At 44.8% G+C, this 19,819-nt stretch carries 20 protein-coding genes; 14 read left to right on the forward strand and 6 right to left on the reverse strand.

The genetic code is table 11. From position 1 onward, the window contains the following. The first annotated feature begins 135 nt into the window (after positions 1-135). From GK047_RS10835 to GK047_RS10880, 10 genes are all read left to right on the forward strand, one after another. Positions 136-285, forward strand: coding sequence for a hypothetical protein (locus GK047_RS10835; protein ID WP_163945671.1), 150 nt, complete (start codon positions 136-138; stop codon positions 283-285). A gap of 32 nt (positions 286-317) precedes the next feature. Beyond that, complete coding sequence (locus tag GK047_RS10840) at positions 318-1,025, forward strand: hypothetical protein (RefSeq protein ID WP_163945674.1); 708 nt, start codon at positions 318-320, stop codon at positions 1,023-1,025. 84 nt (positions 1,026-1,109) lie between these two features. Beyond that, positions 1,110-1,445 (forward strand): hypothetical protein, encoded by a 336-nt coding sequence (locus GK047_RS10845; RefSeq protein ID WP_163945677.1) that lies wholly within the window; start codon positions 1,110-1,112, stop codon positions 1,443-1,445. Between the two features lie 90 nt (positions 1,446-1,535). After that, complete coding sequence (locus tag GK047_RS10850) at positions 1,536-1,733, forward strand: hypothetical protein (protein ID WP_163945680.1); 198 nt, start codon at positions 1,536-1,538, stop codon at positions 1,731-1,733. Further along, positions 1,730-1,948 carry a hypothetical protein gene (locus GK047_RS10855; RefSeq protein ID WP_163945683.1) on the forward strand — a complete coding sequence of 73 codons (219 nt, stop codon included), beginning with the start codon at positions 1,730-1,732 and terminating at the stop codon, positions 1,946-1,948. Before GK047_RS10850 ends, GK047_RS10855 begins: the two co-directional genes overlap by 4 nt. 66 nt (positions 1,949-2,014) lie before the next feature. Next, positions 2,015-2,902, forward strand: a complete 888-nt coding sequence (locus GK047_RS10860) for an AAA family ATPase (RefSeq protein WP_163945685.1) — start codon at positions 2,015-2,017, stop codon at positions 2,900-2,902. Between the two features lie 4 nt (positions 2,903-2,906). Then, on the forward strand, positions 2,907-4,820 hold the full coding sequence (locus GK047_RS10865; protein WP_163945687.1) for a nitric oxide reductase activation protein NorD: 1,914 nt from the start codon (positions 2,907-2,909) through the stop codon (positions 4,818-4,820). A gap of 175 nt (positions 4,821-4,995) precedes the next feature. Further along, positions 4,996-6,174, forward strand: a complete 1,179-nt coding sequence (purT, locus tag GK047_RS10870) for a formate-dependent phosphoribosylglycinamide formyltransferase (RefSeq protein WP_163945689.1) — start codon at positions 4,996-4,998, stop codon at positions 6,172-6,174. A gap of 35 nt (positions 6,175-6,209) precedes the next feature. Next, positions 6,210-6,695 (forward strand): hotdog domain-containing protein, encoded by a 486-nt coding sequence (locus GK047_RS10875; protein WP_163945690.1) that lies wholly within the window; start codon positions 6,210-6,212, stop codon positions 6,693-6,695. 109 nt (positions 6,696-6,804) lie between these two features. After that, positions 6,805-7,599: a TIGR00266 family protein gene (locus GK047_RS10880; protein WP_163945692.1), complete on the forward strand. Its 795-nt coding sequence runs from the start codon at positions 6,805-6,807 to the stop codon at positions 7,597-7,599. A gap of 151 nt (positions 7,600-7,750) precedes the next feature. On the opposite strand, the gene GK047_RS10885 is transcribed toward GK047_RS10880, so the two are convergent. The 5 genes from GK047_RS10885 to GK047_RS10905 all read right to left on the reverse strand — a co-directional run bounded on the left by GK047_RS10885 (position 7,751) and on the right by GK047_RS10905 (position 13,797). Further along, the gene (locus GK047_RS10885) at positions 7,751-8,863 is read right to left on the reverse strand and encodes a sulfate ABC transporter substrate-binding protein (RefSeq protein WP_346010321.1); all 1,113 of its coding nucleotides are present in this window, start codon (positions 8,861-8,863) and stop codon (positions 7,751-7,753) included. A gap of 29 nt (positions 8,864-8,892) precedes the next feature. Further along, positions 8,893-9,978, reverse strand: coding sequence for a sulfate/molybdate ABC transporter ATP-binding protein (locus tag GK047_RS10890; protein ID WP_163945694.1), 1,086 nt, complete (start codon positions 9,976-9,978; stop codon positions 8,893-8,895). A 104-nt stretch (positions 9,979-10,082) separates the two neighbouring features. Beyond that, positions 10,083-10,886: a sulfate ABC transporter permease subunit gene (locus GK047_RS10895; RefSeq protein WP_163945696.1), complete on the reverse strand. Its 804-nt coding sequence runs from the start codon at positions 10,884-10,886 to the stop codon at positions 10,083-10,085. Continuing rightward, positions 10,883-11,689, reverse strand: a complete 807-nt coding sequence (gene cysT / locus GK047_RS10900; protein ID WP_163945699.1) for a sulfate ABC transporter permease subunit CysT — start codon at positions 11,687-11,689, stop codon at positions 10,883-10,885. Before cysT ends, GK047_RS10895 begins: the two co-directional genes overlap by 4 nt. A gap of 188 nt (positions 11,690-11,877) precedes the next feature. After that, positions 11,878-13,797: a fibronectin type III domain-containing protein gene (locus tag GK047_RS10905; protein WP_163945702.1), complete on the reverse strand. Its 1,920-nt coding sequence runs from the start codon at positions 13,795-13,797 to the stop codon at positions 11,878-11,880. A gap of 437 nt (positions 13,798-14,234) precedes the next feature. On the opposite strand from GK047_RS10905, the gene GK047_RS10910 reads away from it, so the two are divergent. From GK047_RS10910 to GK047_RS10925, 4 genes are all read left to right on the forward strand, one after another. Then, the gene (locus GK047_RS10910) at positions 14,235-14,372 is read left to right on the forward strand and encodes a hypothetical protein (RefSeq protein WP_163945705.1); all 138 of its coding nucleotides are present in this window, start codon (positions 14,235-14,237) and stop codon (positions 14,370-14,372) included. 133 nt (positions 14,373-14,505) lie between these two features. Next, positions 14,506-14,691: a DUF4395 family protein gene (locus GK047_RS10915; RefSeq protein WP_163945708.1), complete on the forward strand. Its 186-nt coding sequence runs from the start codon at positions 14,506-14,508 to the stop codon at positions 14,689-14,691. 62 nt (positions 14,692-14,753) lie between these two features. Then, positions 14,754-15,428 carry an HAD family hydrolase gene (locus GK047_RS10920; protein WP_163945711.1) on the forward strand — a complete coding sequence of 225 codons (675 nt, stop codon included), beginning with the start codon at positions 14,754-14,756 and terminating at the stop codon, positions 15,426-15,428. A 218-nt stretch (positions 15,429-15,646) separates the two neighbouring features. Next, entirely contained in the window at positions 15,647-19,105 is a 3,459-nt protein-coding gene (locus GK047_RS10925; protein WP_163945714.1) for an ATP-binding protein, read from the forward strand. Here GK047_RS10925 and GK047_RS10930 read toward each other — a convergent pair. Beyond that, positions 19,048-19,695 carry a response regulator transcription factor gene (locus GK047_RS10930; protein ID WP_163945718.1) on the reverse strand — a complete coding sequence of 216 codons (648 nt, stop codon included), beginning with the start codon at positions 19,693-19,695 and terminating at the stop codon, positions 19,048-19,050. The genes GK047_RS10925 and GK047_RS10930 overlap by 58 nt on opposite strands. Positions 19,696-19,819 lie beyond the last annotated feature (124 nt).

Raw genomic sequence — 19,819 nt, forward strand, 5'->3', positions numbered from 1 at the left:
GAAATGTATGTGATTCACTTAAAGCCTGCTGTCGATTTTTTGATCGACAGTCGGCTTTTTTTATTTGGTAAAAATCAGCCCTTTTGTCCATATTAACACTATTGTTTGTCTAAGAAAGGGGTGTACATAGAAGTCATGAGTTTAGAGTTGTACCAATTTGCCGATTTGGACAATCGAGAAGATCTGCTTCAGGATCTTCGCAGCTTGGAATCCCGAATGAAGCATGAGCTTGGTTATGAAATCGCCTTGATTGCTTACACGCATAAAGATGAAACAAAAGAGTAGTAAGGATTCATTAACTGAAGGGAGGGATTAAAATGAAGCAAACAATTGTAAAAATGGTGCTAATTACCGGCTTGCTATGTATCCTTACAGCCTGCTCTCAAATGGGTCAGCAAAACAAAGCAGGAGCAAGCTCATCTAATTCTCAAGCAGGAAGCTGGGATGCTGATTCACGCAACAATGAAAATGCGTCTATCGGAGCCAAAAGTGTGAAGCAATCTCCTCAGCCGACAATGCCGCTTCTAACGATTGATAATACGAAAGCGCATGTGAACACGGATTTGTCTATGAACAGGGAGTTAGCGGATCAAATCATTCAAGCGGCTCATGTTGGTTCGACGGCAGTAGCAGTAACGAACAATAATATTTATGTAGCGGTTGATCTTGGTGGCATCCAAGCAATGGGGCTAGGAGAAAATGAGAAGATCCTTAGTAAAAAAAATGATCCAGAATTAGAGGCGGGGTTGTTTGGATCTGGGGCTGGAGCACAGATGGATTGGGTTTCGACAAAGCCGTTATCGTCAGAGAGCGCAAATGCAATTAGACACGCCATTACCCGAGTATATCCAGATGTGAACATTTTCATTTCAGGCAATCCCCACTTTGTGAATCGGATGCTTTATTATGACAACCAACAGCGCAAGAATAAGCGGATGGACATTTACTTAAATGAATTTAACACGATTGTGCAATATGCGTTCCCTAGCTATTCAACGGGTCAAAATCACTTGATGCACCAATAAATTTGCGAGTGTATTCCTGAGCAAGATTGGCATAATAATGGGCGGCTGCTTGTAAGCCACTAAATTTCCAAGGAGGTTTCTATCATGCATCAAATTACAGGACAAATTGCTCAGTGCCAGCAAATGATCTCACAATTGATCGGGCATACGCAGCAAGCAAACGCTCGCTATCAGCAACTGCAGCAGCAAGAACTACAAAATGCTCATCTGTTGGAGCAATTAACGCAACGTGAATACCAAGCGTCACAAATTCTTGAACACGCGCTTCAAGGTCATGCACAGGCGCTACAACAGATGCACCATTGTTTACAAATATGTGCTCAGTTGGAGCAAGAGGTTCAGCAGCAGCTTTTGGCAAACGCATCTCAGAATCAATCCAACTATGTAAACACAGGTATCCATCCTTACTTGCGTCAGTAGTGACAAAATGAACCCGCCCTCAGGCGTCTTTAGACGAGCTGGGGGTTTTCCATTGAACCGTATCGAGATTATGGAAAAGAGGTAATGTGATTGATTAAACAATATTTTGCCGAAGTCAAACTGCAAGAGAATGATTCTTTAAGCGAAGCATTGGAAGAGCTTGTTTACGAAGCGGAAAGTCAATATCATACGCCTCATGTAGAGGTCTATCAAGTGATTCAAAGAGGCGATGAAGCGTTTACAGTTATTTTAAATATGGATTTCCCAGGCATGAAGGCAGAATCATGAGCAGTCGTTTTAAAGTTCGTACCTATTGCAGTTCCAGCAGCTGTGAGTATGTACGCAAAGAGGATGTCGTTCAAGCGATTAATTATGAGTCTGCTTATGGTCTTGCTTTACAGTACAATGAAGCGCCAGCGAAACCGGAATGTCCGATATGCGGCGAACAAATGGCTTTTTATTCGTATACGCTGATCGACGATCCGTGGTTGCCTCGACACTAAGCTTGACAACATGAGCTTCCTGATAAATAGTAAGGATACGAAGTGATCAGGAAGGGCGCGAACAAAATGTCGACAATATCACTGCCACAAGCAATTATAGAACATTTGGAGGAGAGAAAAGAGCGTTCACTCACTGAGCTTTCGACAGAGGATCGCAAGCTCATTGGCTTTGCAGAATATGAATCACCCCGTGAAGATGTACTTCAGGATGTTATCATTGCTTTGTATCTTGGAAAAAATGTTTTGCTCAAAGGTCCTACAGGATCCGGTAAAACGAAGCTCGCTGAGCATGTATCTGCTATATTTGGACAACCACTGCATGCGGTTAATTGTTCTACGGACTTAGATGCTGAGGCACTCCTCGGCTTCAAGACGCTAGCATATAACGAACAAGGGAACACGGAAATCGCGTTTATTCCCGGCCCGATTATGAAAGCAATGAATAAAGGGCATTTTCTATACATAGATGAAATTAATATGGCTAAGCCTGAGACATTGCCGCTTATTAACGGCGTGTTGGACCATCGAAGATCAATTACAAATCCGTTCACGGGAGAAGTGGTCATCGCTCATCCTCAATTTGGCGTAATCGCAGCTATTAATGAAGGCTACATAGGTACAGTTCCACTTAATGAGGCTTTGAAAAATCGGTTTGTAACCGTTGACGTGCCTTATTTACAGGGGGAAGCACTCATACAGCTTTTGCGCAGTAAATCAATTCTTAGAGATGAACGGCTGCTTGGTACATTTGTAAAGCTGTCAGCAGATTTGTTGACATTGATCGAAATGGGTCAGCTTCCTGATGAGGCCGGATCGATTCGAGCTTTACTTGATGCCTGTGATTTGTCTGCCTATATTCCGCCGCTGCGAGCCGTGGCACGGGCTATCGCTGATAAATTAGAAGATGATAGGGAGCGTGCTGCCGTGATGAACGCAGCGGAAACGTTATTCTAAGGCGATGTTTGTAGGGAAACTTAGCTTATTAGACGATAAAATTGATTCCTATCTGCATATGCAGCTAGTGGATTTGGCTCGTATGTTCACAGGTCGCAAAGAGCTGGAAGTTGAGGCGGCCTTCCATGCTCAGTACGAGGAAACGGAAGCGCGTATCTCTGTTAGTCAGTTCTGGCGAGATTATCAACCTCTGGATAAGGCTGCTGGAATGAAAAGTGATGTATACTTAAGGGGGATTGGCAGCGCTTGGTTTACTGGCTATGAGGCAGTTAAAGCATATTTGAACTTTTGTCAAAGCTCCCAATTGCCTAAGCTGGCAAATCAGTTATTCGCTTTATGCGAAGACATGCGTCTTGAACGGATTTGTCGGAATCGAAGACCGGGGACTGCTCGTATATTCAAGCAGCGGCATTCTATTTATGCTTCTTATTATCAGCATAAGCTGTTGCTTCACATCCGCAAAGGCGAGCTGGCTGAAGCCGTTATTTTACTTGTTTACGGATGGTTCACAGGAGCGGAATGGAAAGGGGAAGCGCAGAAGGAGCTATCCATTCCGCTTGCGCTCATTTACCCAGTTTTAGAAAATATTGAGGAGGCAGAGCATACGTCTGAAATTGCTTCCTACTGTGAGTCGATGGTGGAATTGCTATCCTATTCAATTCAGAGTGATGCACAAGTGCCTTATTTCTGGATGCAGCCTGGCAGCGGTGTCCAGAAGCCGCTATCCGCGCGGTACGAAGGAGAGCTGAAGCGTGTGAAACGGCTGGCCAACGATGATGTGCTCCCCGATCAAGACGGGGAGAGGCAATTACCCGGCCAAGAGCGGATGCCGACTTGGCACCGCGAGAGCAGCGACCGCAGCCCTGGTCTGCTGCGGTTTGAACTGGAGCGCGGCTCACGTACGGCTACGCCCGGCGACGCGCCGCGCGAAGGCGACGCTGCCGATCAGGTGCTTGCCATCGCGCAGGGGCGCTCGCTTCGCGCACAGCGTACTGGCGCCGCCTCCGGCGAGCGGCGCCCAAGTCTTGGCGTGCCCGCTGCTGCGGGGCGCGGGGAGGGCGCCGTTAACACGCACGCGACGGCGACGTGGCTTGTGCCTGCGCGGCCCACTGCTGCACAGGAGGCCGCGTACAGGCGCTTGAGCGAGCGTGTCGCGCCGCTCGCGAAGCCACTCCAGCGAGCGATTCGCCGCGCGCTGGAGCAGAAGCGGATCGCGCCGCATGGCGATCGGTTGTATGGTCGGCTCGACAAGCGGTTGACGCGAGCCGTGACGCAAGAATCGCCGCGCCTCTTCTACAAGAAGCGGGCGCCTGTCCCTCAGCTTGACGCGGCATTCGCGCTGCTCGTCGACTGTTCGGCGTCCATGTATGACAAAATGGACGAAACCAAGCTCGGTCTCGTGCTTTTTCACGAGACACTGCGCGAACTGCGAATCCCCCACGAGGTTGTGGGATTCTGGGAGGATGCGGATCGCGTCACGGAGCAGGAAGCACCGAACCTGTTCCAGGTTGCGGTGGACTTCGGCTCCTCCTGCGCGAGCGGACGCGGAGCGGCCCTGCTGCAGCTAGAGCCGCAGCAGGACAATCGCGACGGCTTCGCAATCCGTCGCATGTGCGATCGTCTACTTCGGCGGCAAGAGCGGCAGCGTGTATTGCTAGTGTTCTCCGATGGCGAGCCTTCGGCATCGAACTACAACGATGTCGGCATCCTTGACACGTATGAAGCTGTTTTACAAGCCAGGCGTTTAGGCATTGAAGTCATTAGTGTGTTCTTGGCCAATGGCACGGTGCATGAAACGCAGCAAATCACAATGCGTAACATCTACGGCCGCAGCAGTATTGTGGTGCCGAATATCGAAGAACTCCCTCAGCAGTTGGTGCCGATTTTACGTAAACTACTGCTGAAATCTATCTTTTAGCAAACAAATCCATTACAATAGATCAGGTATATTTATACATAAATGTCGCTTTCCTTATACAGAGTAAGGAAAATCTGACTCTTTTTTTTAAGACAAAGCAAGCTTTCTTTAGAAAACTTAATAATGCTTACGAAGCAAGTTTTCTAAAGAAAACGCTAAGGAGGTTATTATTTTAATGTACGGAGCGCCATTGTCCAAGAATGCTAAGAAAATGATGCTGCTAGGCTCAGGAGAGCTTGGTAAAGAAGTTATTATTGAAGCGCAGCGCCTCGGGATCGAGACGATTGCGGTGGATCGTTATGCGCAAGCGCCTGCCATGCAAGTAGCACATCGAAGTCATGTTATTAACATGCTGGATGGGGAGCAGCTTCGCAAATTGATTGAGCAAGAGCGTCCAGACCTTATTGTTCCAGAAATCGAAGCGATTGCGACACCTACGCTTGTCGAACTGGAGCAAGAAGGCTATCGCGTTATTCCAACAGCGAATGCATCCAGACTTACGATGGATCGTGAAGGCATTCGTCGGCTTGCAGCAGAAACGCTTGAACTTCGTACCGCGAAGTATGCATTTGCGGACAGTTTAGACGAATTGCGAGCTGGCGTGGCTGCAATTGGAACACCTTGTGTCATTAAACCAATCATGAGTTCATCGGGCAAAGGACAGAGTGTATGTCGGACGCCGGATGATGTGGAGCAATCGTGGAACTATGCAATGGAAGGTGGCCGGGCGAAGAATGCACGTGTCATTATTGAAGAGTTCATTCATTTTGAATCGGAAATTACATTATTAACCGTTCGTTCCGTATCAGGTACTACATATTGCGAGCCGATTGGTCACATTCAAAAAGAAGGCGACTATATTGAGTCTTGGCAGCCACATGCAATGAGTGTAAACCAAATTGAGGAAGCGCAGCATATCGCGAAAACGATCACAGACGCATTAGGCGGCTATGGACTTTATGGGGTTGAATTATTCCTCACCAAAGATGGCGTATACTTTAGTGAGGTTTCTCCTCGACCGCATGACACGGGGATGGTTACAATGGCAACACAAGACCTGAGTGAATTTGCTCTCCATGCTAGGGCGATACTTGGATTGCCGATTACAGGAATTCGCCTTCTGACACCGGGGGCTAGCTATACGCTAAAAGCGGATCAGGAACAAGTTGCTTATACAATAAGCGGACTTGAAGAAGCGTTATCGGTTCCGAATACGCAAGTTCGCGTGTTTGGTAAGCCGGAGACCAAGGTGGGGCGCCGTATGGCAGTGGCTTTAAGCAGCGCAGCTACAGTGGAGGAAGCACGTCAATTGGCGAAAGAAGCGGCAAGTAAACTTAAATTAAGCTACGAATAAAGATATTAATGAATCATCATCAGGAGGAATACTCTGTGGAAGCTAAACCAGCACGACTCTCCCGAACCGTATTGACGGAAATCATTTTACCAGCGGATACGAATTATCATCACACCGTCTTTGGCGGCCGTGTTATGCAATACATCGACAAAGTGGCGACAATTGCCTCTATGCGTCATTCTCGCAAAAGCGTTGTAACAGCGTCAAGCGACAGTCTTGATTTTTTTGCACCCGTTAAGCTTGGCGAGGCTATTCAGTTAGAAGCTTTTGTAACGTGGACCCATCGGAGTTCGATGGAGGTTTTCGTTAAAGTTGAGTCCGAGAATTTACTTACAGGCGAAAAGAAGACAACAGCAACCTCTTATCTGACTTTCGTTGCTCTCGATGAGCATGGACAACCTTGTCCAGTCCCGACCATTATTCCTGAAACAGAGGAAGAGAAGCGATTGTTTGAGACCGCACAGGTTCGTTACGAAGCGCGGAAATTACGGAAAGAGGAACGAAATTCGTTGCTTTCATAAAGGTTGGATTTTTTATGTTAGAGGAGCCCATCTTTAATTTGAAACCTTCTTTTATGCTGGTCGTATACAACAAGTAAATTAGGCTTTGTAAATAGGAGGATTGAAGAAGATGAACGCACACGAAATTGATTACCGCATTCTTGGAAACGAAATGCAATATGTTGAGATTGAGCTTGATCCAGAAGAAAGCGTCGTTGCCGAAGCTGGCAGCATGATGATGATGGATCAAAACATTCATATGGAAACCATTTTTGGAGATGGCAGTGGAGAGAACAAAGGCTTCATGGGCAAGCTTCTCGGTGCCGGCAAACGATTATTAACCGGGGAAAGCTTATTTATGACAGTATTTACAAACCGCAATTACAACGGAAAAGAACAAGTGACCTTCGCGGCTCCATACCCAGGAAAGATTTTGGCGATGGACTTGCAGGACCTTGGAGGCAAATTAATTTGCCAAAAAGATTCGTTCCTTTGTGCAGCGAAGGGCGTATCGGTTGGCATCGCGTTCCAGCGTAAGCTAGGCGCTGGCTTTTTCGGTGGCGAAGGTTTCATTATGCAAAAAATTGAAGGCGATGGTTTGGCATTTGTGCATGCCGGAGGCTCGATTGTTGAGCGTGATTTGCGTCCTGGTGAGATGATTCGTGTGGATACGGGCTGTTTGGTTGCTATGACGCAAGAAGTTGAATATGACATTGAGATGGTAAAAGGCGTGAAGACAGCTATGTTCGGCGGCGAAGGATTGTTCTTTGCAACGTTACGCGGACCTGGGCGCGTCTGGATTCAATCACTGCCTTTCAGTAGATTGGCTGACCGTATCGCTGCTGCTTCGCGTCCTGGTGGAAGAAAAGAAGAAGGGAGCATCCTCGGTGGTATTGGAAATTTACTCGACGGTGATGGTAGATAATAGATATAGAATGTGAGAGCTGCCTTAGGGCAGCTTTTTCATTATCCTGGACGTTTGAGAAAATAAGCCCTGTACGATTATTAAATCATACAGGGCTATTCGTATACGTCCAGAATGCACTTTTCATTGGGATAAAAAATCTACTTAAGACTTACTTTGTTCCACCTTCAGCCAAGATGGTTTCCCAAATTGCGCCTTTAGCGTATAAATCTTTATTAACTTGCGTCCAACCACCGAGGTAGTTGATATCGAACAAGCCTGCCGGAGTTTGATAATTTTTCTCATACTGTTTAGCGATTGTAGGATCAACGGAACGGAAGCCCTTTTCAGCAAAAACCTTTTGCGCTTCAGGACTCCAGAGGAAGTCAAGGAATGCCTGAGCAGCTTCGCGGTTGCCGTGTTTGTCAACGTATTTATCAATAAGGGCTACTGGGTTTTCAATGGAGGTTGTGTACTGTGGAATGACTTCCACATATTTTTTACCACTTTGAATACGTGCTACAAGTTCATTTTCATAGGTTACGATGGCATCGCCCACACCTTTGTCGAAGGTTGTCAGGGAATCAGCGCCACTCTTATCTAATACTTTAATATTTTTATAAACTTTAGTGAGCAAATCCTTCGCTTGAGCAGGATCCTTTTTGCCAGCGGCTTCAGAGGCTTTTAACCCAGCGCCATAGATGGCGTTAATGTCCCATTTCGCTCCGCCGGATGTGCTTGGGTTCGGAATCAGCACCTCAATGCCTGGTTTGGTTAAATCAGCAAAGTCTTTAATTCCTTTAGGGTTGCCTTCACGAACCCCAATTGCAGCGATGGAAGAGGTAATATTGCCGCTATGTGGCTTGCTTTTCCAATCATTCGTGATTAAACCTTTTTCTACGATTTTTTGAATATCTCCTTCTAGGGAAAGAGGTGCAATGTCCGCTTCGAATCCTTGAATTATTGCGGTTGCTTGGGAACCTGAGGCTTGATAAGATTCTTGGAATTCAACCGTTTGACCTGTTTTCTTTTTCCACTCTTCTTTGAACTTAGGTAGAATTTGATCGAAGGAATCTTTGAGAATTGAGTATGCGCCGATCGTAATGGTTACCTTACCGCCTGCGGCAGCCTTTGGTGTCGCGGATGCCGCAGTGGTCGCCGCTGTGCTTGCTGCAGGCGCAGGTGAATTAGCTGGTTTACTAGCCGTCCCGCAAGCTGTAAGTGTCATACTTGCTGTGATTAAAGTTGCCGTGAGTATGCCTAACGTTTTTTTGTTTTTCATCATTAACTCCCCTTCATATGTGTATAAAGTGATTATATAAAAACAGGCATAGGATCCTTTTTAGCCTGATTTTCAATGATCTTGTTATCAGCTGCTGTAAATACGGAAATCTGATGGATCAAAATGTTGACTTCATCGCCTGGTTGATACAATCGCTCTTTTACGGATTGATAAGCGAATAGCTTAATTGGACCTGTCTCAATTTCCAAATACCATGAATCTCCTCGAAAATGAACATGTGATACTTTGCCTGATTCGCCTGCAGTTGCAAGATTTGTTGTATCGTGCGGACGAACTTCAATTGACTCAGGACGAATAAGCACATTTACATCAGGCAGCCATTTTCCCTCATTTTGGATTTCTGCAAGGTAAGGGAAGCCGTGAAATGGCACATATTGGGCGATAACATTGGATTCTCCGATAAAAGAGGCGACGAACGACGACGTAGGCTTTGTGTAAATTTCCCAGGGACTGCCTTGCTGCTCGATTCTACCTTGTTGGACGATAATAATCTCATCGGCAACTTCGATAGCTTCATCTTGATCATGGGTAACAAACAGGGTAGTTACTTTAAATTCGTCAATGAGATTACGCAGCCACAGGCGAAGCTCTTTGCGAATCTTTGCATCAATTGCGGCGAAAGGCTCATCAAGCAGCAGCAGCTGGGGCTCTGGAGCAAGTGCTCTGGCAAAGGCGACACGCTGCCTTTGACCACCAGAGAGTTGGTGCGGATATTTACGTTCACTGCCCGCCAAGCCCATTAATCCAAGTAAGTATGTAACTCGTTCTTGGATAAACTCTTTTGACTTCTTCAATACTTTTAATCCGTATGCGACGTTATCATAAACGGTCATATGCTTGAACAACGCATAGTTTTGGAATACAAAGCCAATTCCTCTTTCTTGTACGGAAAGATTAGTAGCTTGCTTGCCATCGAAGTAAATGTCACCAGTAGTGGGACTTTCTAATCCAGATAACATCCGTAGGATGGAGGTTTTGCCGCCTCCGCTAGGCCCGATTAAACCTACAAGATGACCTTTGGTTATGCTGAAATTAACGTCTTTTATGGCGTGAAATTGTCCGAAATGTTTGTTTAAGTTTTTAACTTCAATATGCATCGGTTGTTCCTCCTAAGCGTTTCCTTTGGGAAAACTTTATTCTTAAGTGTCTGCTATGGTTCATCTATAGGAAAACTATTTTCGTTAGCACTGACTTAAGCAAACTAACTGCGCAACCGTTCGCTGCGATGTTTCATCCATTCCAAAATTAATAAAATAGCAATTGACACAACACCAAGCACGAAGGCAAGGCTGTTAGCCGCAACGGAATTGAAGTTTTCTGCATCCTGATAAACAAGCGTTGTAGCTGTTTGTGTTTTGCCAATAATATTACCGGAAACAACGAGGATAGATCCAAACTCTCCAAGCGATCTAGCGATCGTAAGAATCAGCCCGTAGAGAACCCCCCAGCGAATAGAAGGCCAAGTAATTTGCGTGAAGGTCCTCCAAGGACTCGCGCCGAGAGTTGCAGAGGCTTCTTCAGATTGTGTGCCAATCTCTTCCAGAAGAGGAACAACTTCACGAACCATCAAAGGAAAAGTAATAAACATGGTTGCTAGGATCATTCCTGGCAACGCGTAAACAATTTTGATATCATGCGCTTCAAAGAATGTACCAAGCGCTGTATTTGGACCGAATATAAGAATAACCATCAGCCCGACAATGATTGGCGACACGGCAAAAGGAAGGTCGATTAAGGCATTGATGAGCGGCTTGAGCCAACGTGAGATCCAAGACCCGCGAACGATTTCCATAGAAACATAGACACCAACTATTGCATTAAGTAAAGTAACTACGACTACAATAAGGAGCGAAATATACATAGCGTGAATGGCTTCGGGACGAACGAGAGCTTCAAAGAAAGGACCAATCCCTTCTTGAAATGCGCCTACGGATATACCAAGAAAAGGAAGGATGATAAGAAGGAAGATGACGAGAAAGGAAAAACCGATAAGGAGTTTTCTCATGCTAGCCGCCCCTTTCCGCGTGTCAGCACGTTAATGATCCAAAGAATTAAAAGTGATAACGTCAGCAGAACGACCGATATAGCAGCTGCGCCCTCTGGATTGTAATTCTGTGTTTCGCCGTATATATAAACCGATGCAACCATTGTTTTACCAGGCAAATTACCCGAGATGAGGGAAATGGCGCCAAACTCGGCCAGTGATCTTGAGAATGCAAGCATACTTCCTGCTAGGATACCGGGAAATATGGCTGGAAAGATAATTTTCCAGAACGTATAAAATCTACCCGCTCCAAGTGTAAAACTAGCCTGTTCTTCACCAGGATCTAGCTGTTCTAACAGCGGTTGTACCGTCCTGATGACAAACGGAAAAGTAACAAAGACGAGTCCAATAACGATTGCGGTTTGGTTGTAAAGTAAAGTTATGCCCATATGATCGAGCCAGATACCGAGTGGACTCTTCGGTCCCAATAAAGTCAAGAACATCAGCCCTGCTACAGAGGTCGGAAGAGAAAAAGGAAGGTCGACCATGCTGTTTAGAATACTTTTACCGCGGAACGTATACCGCACGAGTACATAAGCGATGATGGTGCCAACCACAGCCTCTATCAAGGTAGATATGATGCTGAGCTTTACAGTCAGTAAAATGGATTTCCAGGCTAAGGGACCCGTTACTTCTTGTAAGAAAGGCTGCCATCCCAAAGAAAACCCTTTGACATAGATGGAACCGATTGGCAGCAGCAGAAGAACGATCAAATAGCCAATAAGCACAGAACGAACCGTAGCCTTAAACACGTTATTGCCCACGTTACACCACCTAATAATATTAATCACAGTGAATTACTCGGAATAATACAATGAATATACCAGTCGCTTGGTTCTTTTGTCAATCATGAATTGCATTTTTTTATACATAATTTTAAAAAATTCATAGAAAAAGGCAGCACCCCTTTACGAAGGCTGCTGCCAATTCGAGTATCGACACTCTTTATCCTTTAAGGCGTTAATTTAGGAAGCGTTGGTATAGTTGCATTGCAATTTCCAGACAACGGCAAGTTACTGCAAACGTATTGCCCAGCGCTATTCTCTGTGGCTGCGCCAGCAGGTGCCGGTTGGTTAACACGCTGTTTCCAAAGCTGCCAGAGCATGAAGCCATCGAATGATTGACCCTTGTTCTTAATGTAATTAACGAGCGTCTCAACGTTGTAGTATTGGGAGGCGTTGTTGTTGAGACCGTTAAGCATTTCGGCATCGTATACTGCACCAGCTACAGCGTTAAGCTTAAGAACCGCGCCTCCAGCGCCTTCAGGAGCGATTTCCATACCTACGTTGATCGGTCCAGCATAAATGGCTCGATACGCTTCATAGCCTTCACGAGGGTCATAGTATTCGCCGCCATCGTAGGACATTAGATTAATGAAGTCGATTTTGCTGCCTTGATCCTTCACAACCCGGTACATGGTTCCGCCAAATGGAGAGCCCCACTGTACTTTTCCTTCTTCAAATGGGGTGTTTTTCACGTAATATGCACCAGTTGACCAACCGGCGATGGAAATTTTCAAATTCGCGTTACGCGAATGAATTTCGTTATACAAGCTGGTAATGATAGAAGAAATTTGGGCGTCTTTGGAGCAACTAAACTGTTCCGAGGTTAATTTGTTACAGCTGCTTCCGCTAGATTCCCAGTCAATATCAACGCCTGAAGCTCCCAAGTCAAGCGCCAAATTAACAACGTGAGGAGCGCTGAATGAAGCCCATTGATTTCCTTGACTGTAAGACCAGCCGCCGATGGAAACCCATGATTCTGTACCACGTGCTTTTAGTGCTGCAATATTGCTGCGCAAATCTTGGGCTTGCTGCGCGGTGAACTTCTTTTGACCATTATTCGTTGCAGCGCCTTCAAAGAATTCGAAGCCTGCTACGGCTTGATCGAACGCATATGAACCTAATTGATAATTAGTATCCGGTTTGGCAAAAGCAAGATTGATACTAGTGATATAATTCGGTATGTTTTCTAATTTCAGATCGTAAATGCTTGTATTCCATGTACTTGCATAGGTCACGTATTTACGGGTTGAAGGTTGTGGGTTGCCAGGTTGAGTTGTAGCACTGATTTGATTGCTCGCGCTGGAAATATTTCCGGCCGCATCCTTGGCTTTTACTGTAAACGTGTAGGCTGTGCTAGGCAGCAATCCGTTTATAGTTGCGGTTGTGCCTGTTACGTTGGAAGCAAGAGCAGCCCCGTTGTAAACGTCGTAACCTGTTACGCCTACATTGTCAGTAGAAGCTCCCCATGTAAGGGTCACACTGTAAGCTGTAGTTCCGGCAGCTGCGAGTGAACTTGGCGCAGAGGGTGCTTGTGTATCGGCAGGTGTCGCCGGATTCGTCGTTATTATTAGCGCATTGCTTGCGCCTGAAATATTGCCAGCCGCATCCTTGGCTTTTACTGTGAACGTATAAGCTGTATTTGCTGCTAAACCGCTTACAATTGCGGATGTGCTAGTTGCCGTAGCGGCGAGTGTCGAGCCGTTATAGATGTTGTATCCAGTAACAGCGATATTATCGGTGGAAATGCTCCACGACAAGGCTACGCTTGTCTGCGTTTTGCTTGTTGAAACGAGGTTGGCAGGTATACTTGGCGCTTGCGTATCCGTATTACCCCCACCGGCAATTTCACTCCATAGTGCAGGGACATTCGAAGGCTCCCAACCTTGCAAAGCTGTATGCGGTTGCATACATTGATACGTTTTGGCCGCATAGGTGACTTGATCCCCCGCTTTGTAAGTGGTGTTAGCTTGCCAATCAGATGTCGCACCCGAGGATGTGGAGGCAAATGACGGGAATAAGGAAAAACATAAGAGGGCGATAATAAGGAAAATGATAGGTTTACGTTTGAATAATGGATGGGTTAACATGAATACACTCCTTTGGTTTGTTAACTATTTAGTGGCTATTGCTTGTGAATCCTGAGGAAAATCCCCCTTTCTATAAGAGGTTGGTAAAGTGAGAGATAGCAAATATCGCTATATTTATTTTTTTACATTTCATGCTTAGGAACAAGGGGAAATATGACAAATTCGGGGTTATAATTAAACTATTCCTTATTAAAAAGAACATGGAAAACAAGAAAAATGTAAAATGAAATAATCGTTGACGCCAAGAAAGCACGGTGCTACGATTAAATCACATATTAATCCCAAGTATTTAAGTGTGAATTAGTGCGAATAAGAGCAAATACATATAAATAAATTAGTCAACCAGATGACTGGAGACTTCCTTTCTCGCTTCTCCCTATGAAGTAGAATAGGAAGTTTTTTTGTAGGGAGAAACGTAGTATTGGGGGGGAATCGTAATGAGCAGTAGTGTTGGAGGGGTTCAGCTTCATGTTCGTAATGTGAACAAAACGTTCGGGGCCGGATCGGTACTTTCTGGAATCGATCTGAACATTAAAGAAGGAGAACTCGTTGACTATTTCGAGACAACGATTTGAGATCGATTGCTGGTGAAGCAAGCGTATGAATTTGAAGATCAGGAGAGGGATACTCCATCTAACCAACGTGAGAAATCCTCAGATACGACTATAAGAACTAAAGGTTGGGTACAATCAGGAGGGAGGCTGTGGCTTGAAGGAATTACCACTTACTTACGTGAAGGCTAATCAAGCTTTAGGTTGGGTTGTTATTGGGTATGTTTTTACTGGATTCTTACTGTTGGCTGCGGGAGCTGCCTTGTTAGGTTATTGCATAGGATGTAAGATATATTATCCGTATAAGATTTTCTTGAATAAACAGCGTTCGCGACGCAGTTGAAAGTAAGGCTCCCCCTTCTAAGGCGGGAGTCTTTTCTACTTAAAATCGGGGGGAGCTAGGTGATGTTTGAAAGAGGTAAGATCAGTTGGATCTTTTTTGATGTGGGAGATACTTTAGTGGATGAGGCTGCCCCTTATGAAAGCATCATTGATCAGTTCGTCCACTATGCGAATGAGCGGGGGTATAGCATCGACAAAGCTTCTGTCTATGCAGGAATTCAAGAAGGTTTCGAAGCACTACATCCATCCCCTATGAAGTTGTTCATGGAGACACAGATTACTTCTGATGAAGATCTGGTATACATTCGTAAAAGCATGAAGTATGAGAAGCATCTAGAACGCCCCTTTGCAGAAGCAGTAGCTGTACTTGCCAAGCTTGCGGAACGTTATCAGATTGGGATTATCGCTAATCAGAGTGCGGGAACAGCAGCACGACTTGAGCAGTATGGGTTGCTGCCGCACATTTCTGTCGTATGCTCATCGGCTGAAGTTGGGGTTTCTAAGCCTGACCTGAAGTTTTTTCAAATGGCTTTGGATGAAGCGGGCTGCTCACCTGAGCAAGCTATTATGGTCGGTGATCGTATCGACAATGATATTTTACCGGCTCATGCTCTGGGTATGGGAACAATTTGGGTCAGACAGGGGCTTGCTCGCAAGCAGCCTGTTCCATGGGCAGGCGTCTCTCCAGATGTAATCGTGGAGCATTTGGCAGAGATAGGGCCTATTTTGCTTGACTAATAAATAATGAGCGTAAGTATTTTTTCTACGTACCCAAGGAGTAGGATTTGATGAGCAACTGTCGAATGAAAGTAGTTAGGAAAGCAACAGCGAAGAGGAGCTTGGCCGAGATAAGTCGGTTACGGCTTCTTTTTTCTATTGGATGAGTCTTGAAAGAGACGTACGCTTTGGATGCAGGCTGTTTTTTACAGAAAACGCATAGGAGGTTGTAAGCAGCGATGAAGAGAGGAGTACAATGGTTTCTTGCTAGTTGCATCTATGTTGCTTTTGCACAAATAGCTAATGCGCAAACAGAAGATTTGGGGATGAAGCTCAAAATATGTCAGGAAACGTATCAGGCAGCAGTCATTGGCGATGAGGTGGATGAATACCCCAAATGGTCGATGGACGAACTCAAGGTCAGTATGGATGCAGCCCAATCTTTACAAAACAACCCGCAGGCAAATTCCCATGAAAATGAGGTTGTAATGGCCCAACTAACTAAAGCAATGAATGATTTAACGGCTTCTAAGATAACTAAAATCGTAAGTATGCCGGAAAAACCGGTTCTTATTCACGATAATACGACCGGGGATACGAGCTACAATATGTGGTGGGGGAATAATGGGACGGAATGGAAGCTATATGAAAAAGTAGATCAGCAGGATTTCCACCCTATAGAGCAAGGTAACGCTCAAGATTTAACGCCTAATCCACAAAAATTCAAGGTAGCTTTAAAAAATAAGGATTATAACACCTACACGTATTATGCCGAACTATCAAATAGCTATGGCGTAACGAAAAGCGCCCCCCTTACAATTACGCTAAAAGAACCTAACAATATAAAACCGGGAAAACTGGATTTACGGTACAGTCCGAATCAAAATGACGGGTACGAAGTGGCCATGAATATGTGGCAAGGAAGCAATGGAACTTCGTGGAAATTATACGAAAAGAAGGGGGAAGGGAAGTTTGAGCTTTTTCAGTCGGGTAATTTGATAGATCGCACGCCAGAAGCGCAAACAATTACGCAGACTTTTCGTGACAAAGCCTATGGGACCTATTTCTATTATGCTGAATTAAGCAATAAATATGGAGTTTCTCAAAGCGACATTATTAAGGTAGAGCACGCTGCTCCTTGGTGGCTGACAGGTTGGGCTAAGACACTTTTCATTCTTATTCTCGCGGCAGTCACCTATATGGTCTTTTCGATGCGATTAAGGGGTCAACGATTGAAATTAGACACGCAAGAGCGAGAATTGCAGTGGCAATATGAGTTTAATCGCCAACTGCAGCAATTAAATGCCCGTAAGGATGAATTTCTGACCAGAACCTCGCACGAACTGAGAACGCCTTTGCACGGTATGATCGGAATAGCTGAATCTATTGTAGATAGAGTTAACGGTGATCCAAAAGCGATTCGTAAAGATCTACAACTCATTATCAGCAGCGGCCAAAGGTTATCTCGTTTAGTTAATGACATCCTTGATTTTCATCAATTAAAACATAATGAATTAGACCTTTCACGTAAATCTGTTGATATGCAAAAGTTAGTTGATGTCGTGTTCCAACAACTTTATGTGCTTACGCGTGGAAAAGATGTCGAACTGGAAAATCGATTAGAAGCTGATTTATCTTTCGCTTATGTGGATGAAGACCGTATGTTTCAAGTGATGCATAATATAATTGGAAACGCTATCAAATTTACACCCTCAGGAAGCATAGTTGTTTCCGGCAAATTTAATCGTCATGAGCTAGAGATTACGATCGAAGATACAGGGATTGGAATACCTGAAGATCAACTGGACGTCATCTTTATGCCGTTTGAACAAGGTGTGCATCCGCAGACGGGACGTTACGAAGGCACAGGGCTTGGTTTATCGATTACAAAGCAGTTGATTGAACTGCATGGAGGTCGATTGACGGTACAATCGCAGAAAGGACAGGGAAGCCGATTTGTATTCAACATGCCAATAGATGAAGTGAATAACGCCGTTGCACCAAGATCTTGTAGGCCAGAAAGAACAGATGAGCAGGTTCAGATAAGGCTTGAAATACCTCTAATCCTAGATGAACCAGGGATAAGCGACGTGGAGGGAGGCTGTTTTTGCGCTAGTGAAAACAAGTCTTTTCGAATCTTAGTTGTCGATGATGATGCAGTGAACCTTCAGATTATTGCCAATCATTTATCTGCTAAATCTTGGGAAGTTAAGCTTGCGCTGGATGGTCGGGAGGCGTTCGAACTTATGGTAGGAACGCAATTTGATTTGATATTACTAGACATTATGATGCCTCATATGAGTGGATACGATGTATGTCAACAAATTCGAGCTCGTAACACATTAAATGAACTGCCCATCCTCTTATTAACGGCGAGGAGCAACCCGGAGGACGTTGCAGAAGGGTTTCGCTGCGGCGCCAATGATTATATGGTCAAGCCTTTCACCAAACAGGAATTGTTAGCTCGCATCGAAACCCATCTGGCCCTTGCAGACGGAAATCGTCAATTAAGGATGGCAAAGATGAGCTTGGAGGGAGAAATTGCGACGCGTCTCAAAATGGATGTTTTACTCGGGGATTTGTCCAAAATTTATAAGGCATCTCACATGCATGATAAAATAGTGCAGGAAATCTATCAGCTTACTCGCATAGAACAAATCGAAATGCTCACTTACGATCTTCAGAATTGCACGATTCTTAAAGGTTTGGATCAAGTTGAGTTGCTTGATAGGCATCGGTTTGATCAATTTTTGGCGTCAAAGTGCCATCATCTTACGGCTGGGGAATGGATGGAGTCGGATACAGGGTGCTTGTTATTGCTTGGGGGTTATGGTCAAGTGCTGCATTTGCTCTGGCTGCCCACAAAGTTGAGTGTGATTTCATTTCAAGATAAATTAACCCTGCAGTTATTGTCCAAATATACAGCAATTTTCTATGAAAATTTGTATCTAATTTCGGATATGGTTCAGCATATTGCAGATCTACAACAACAGGATGCCACTCCCCAGTGGATGAGTAAGTTGTTTATGCAAATATCCGAGCATGAACGTCGACGCCTATCTTCGGATTTACATGACGAGGTGCTGCAAGAAGTTCTTCGTATGGGAAATGAATTGGGTCGTTTTCAACATACGCATACAACCGAGGGGATTGCTGTTAATTGGGAGAAAATGAAGATAGACTTAGAAAATCTAGCCTATCTGATTCGGGAAACTTGTAGTGAACTGCTTCCAACTTTTTTGGCGGATAAAGGGATTGCTCAAGCAATTCGCAAACTTGCTGATAAAGTGCAACTGAATCATAACTTTCAAATTCGTTTGATGATAGATGATATGCCTTTACCTCTTCAAGGTGATGAAGCTCTTACTGTTTATCGGGTTGTTCAGGAGCTTTTCACAAACGCTGGAAAACATGCCGAAGCTACTGAGGTGAGGTTAGCACTATTGTATGAAGGGAGTCAATTACTCATTCGTTACAACGATAATGGCAAAGGAATGAGACTTGTCTCGCTGTCGGATGAGACGCTGCATTATGGACTGAAAGGAATAAGAGAACGTATTCATGCATTAGCAGGGCAGGTTGAAGTGATATCAGAGCCGGGTGCAGGGTTCAGTTTGCTTTGTAGATTTCCATTGCATTATTATAATCCGTTAAAGGGAGATTTTCGCTCAAAGAGCTCAAGCGCTGAAGCCTTTTGAATCGCCTCGTAGCGCGAGGAAACGCCTAGCTTCTGAAAAATTTGAGTCAAATAATGTTCTACATTTCGTTGACCTGTGAACATAATTTCTGCAATTTCTTTGTTCTTTTTCCCGAGGGAGATCCAATTTAAAATTTCAAGTTCTTTTTCGATTAAGGGGCGTTCTAAAGGTAGAGGACTTTGCTCGGTAGGAAATCGGAGCTGTCGAACAAGCGTGCGGGGTAAAACAACTTTGTCATTTAGCGCCAATTGGATGGCAGCGAGCATTTCCGTTTCATTATAAGATTTGCTGATGATGCCGGCAATGCCAGTATGAATAATGAGATTGAAGTGTTGGCTGATCTCATCCCCTGTAATAATGACAACCACGGCATCAGGATTGCGATCCAACGTCAGCTTGCTCAGGCTCATTCCATTCATGATTGGCATATTTAAGTCGTATAAATGGATGTCATAAGTATGCTGCTCCAGCAGTTCGAGTGCAAGCAAGGGCGAAGCGCTCAAGGTCACTTGCATCCCGTGCTTTTCTAAAATCGTTTTGACGCCAGTCAGCACGGAGTGATGATCGTCCACCATAAGTACTCGAATCATAGGTCCTCCTTGGAAGTTTTTTGTTAGAAAGAATTTGTAAGCATCATGTATGGGTTATTCTTCATTTGCACTCGTTTTCCTGCTTCTTCTCGGTGACCGAAAAGAAAGCCGAAATGAACCGTTA

Origin of the sequence: Paenibacillus sp. SYP-B3998, from assembly GCF_010820665.1 — a bacterium.
GTDB lineage: Bacteria > Bacillota > Bacilli > Paenibacillales > NBRC-103111 > Paenibacillus_E.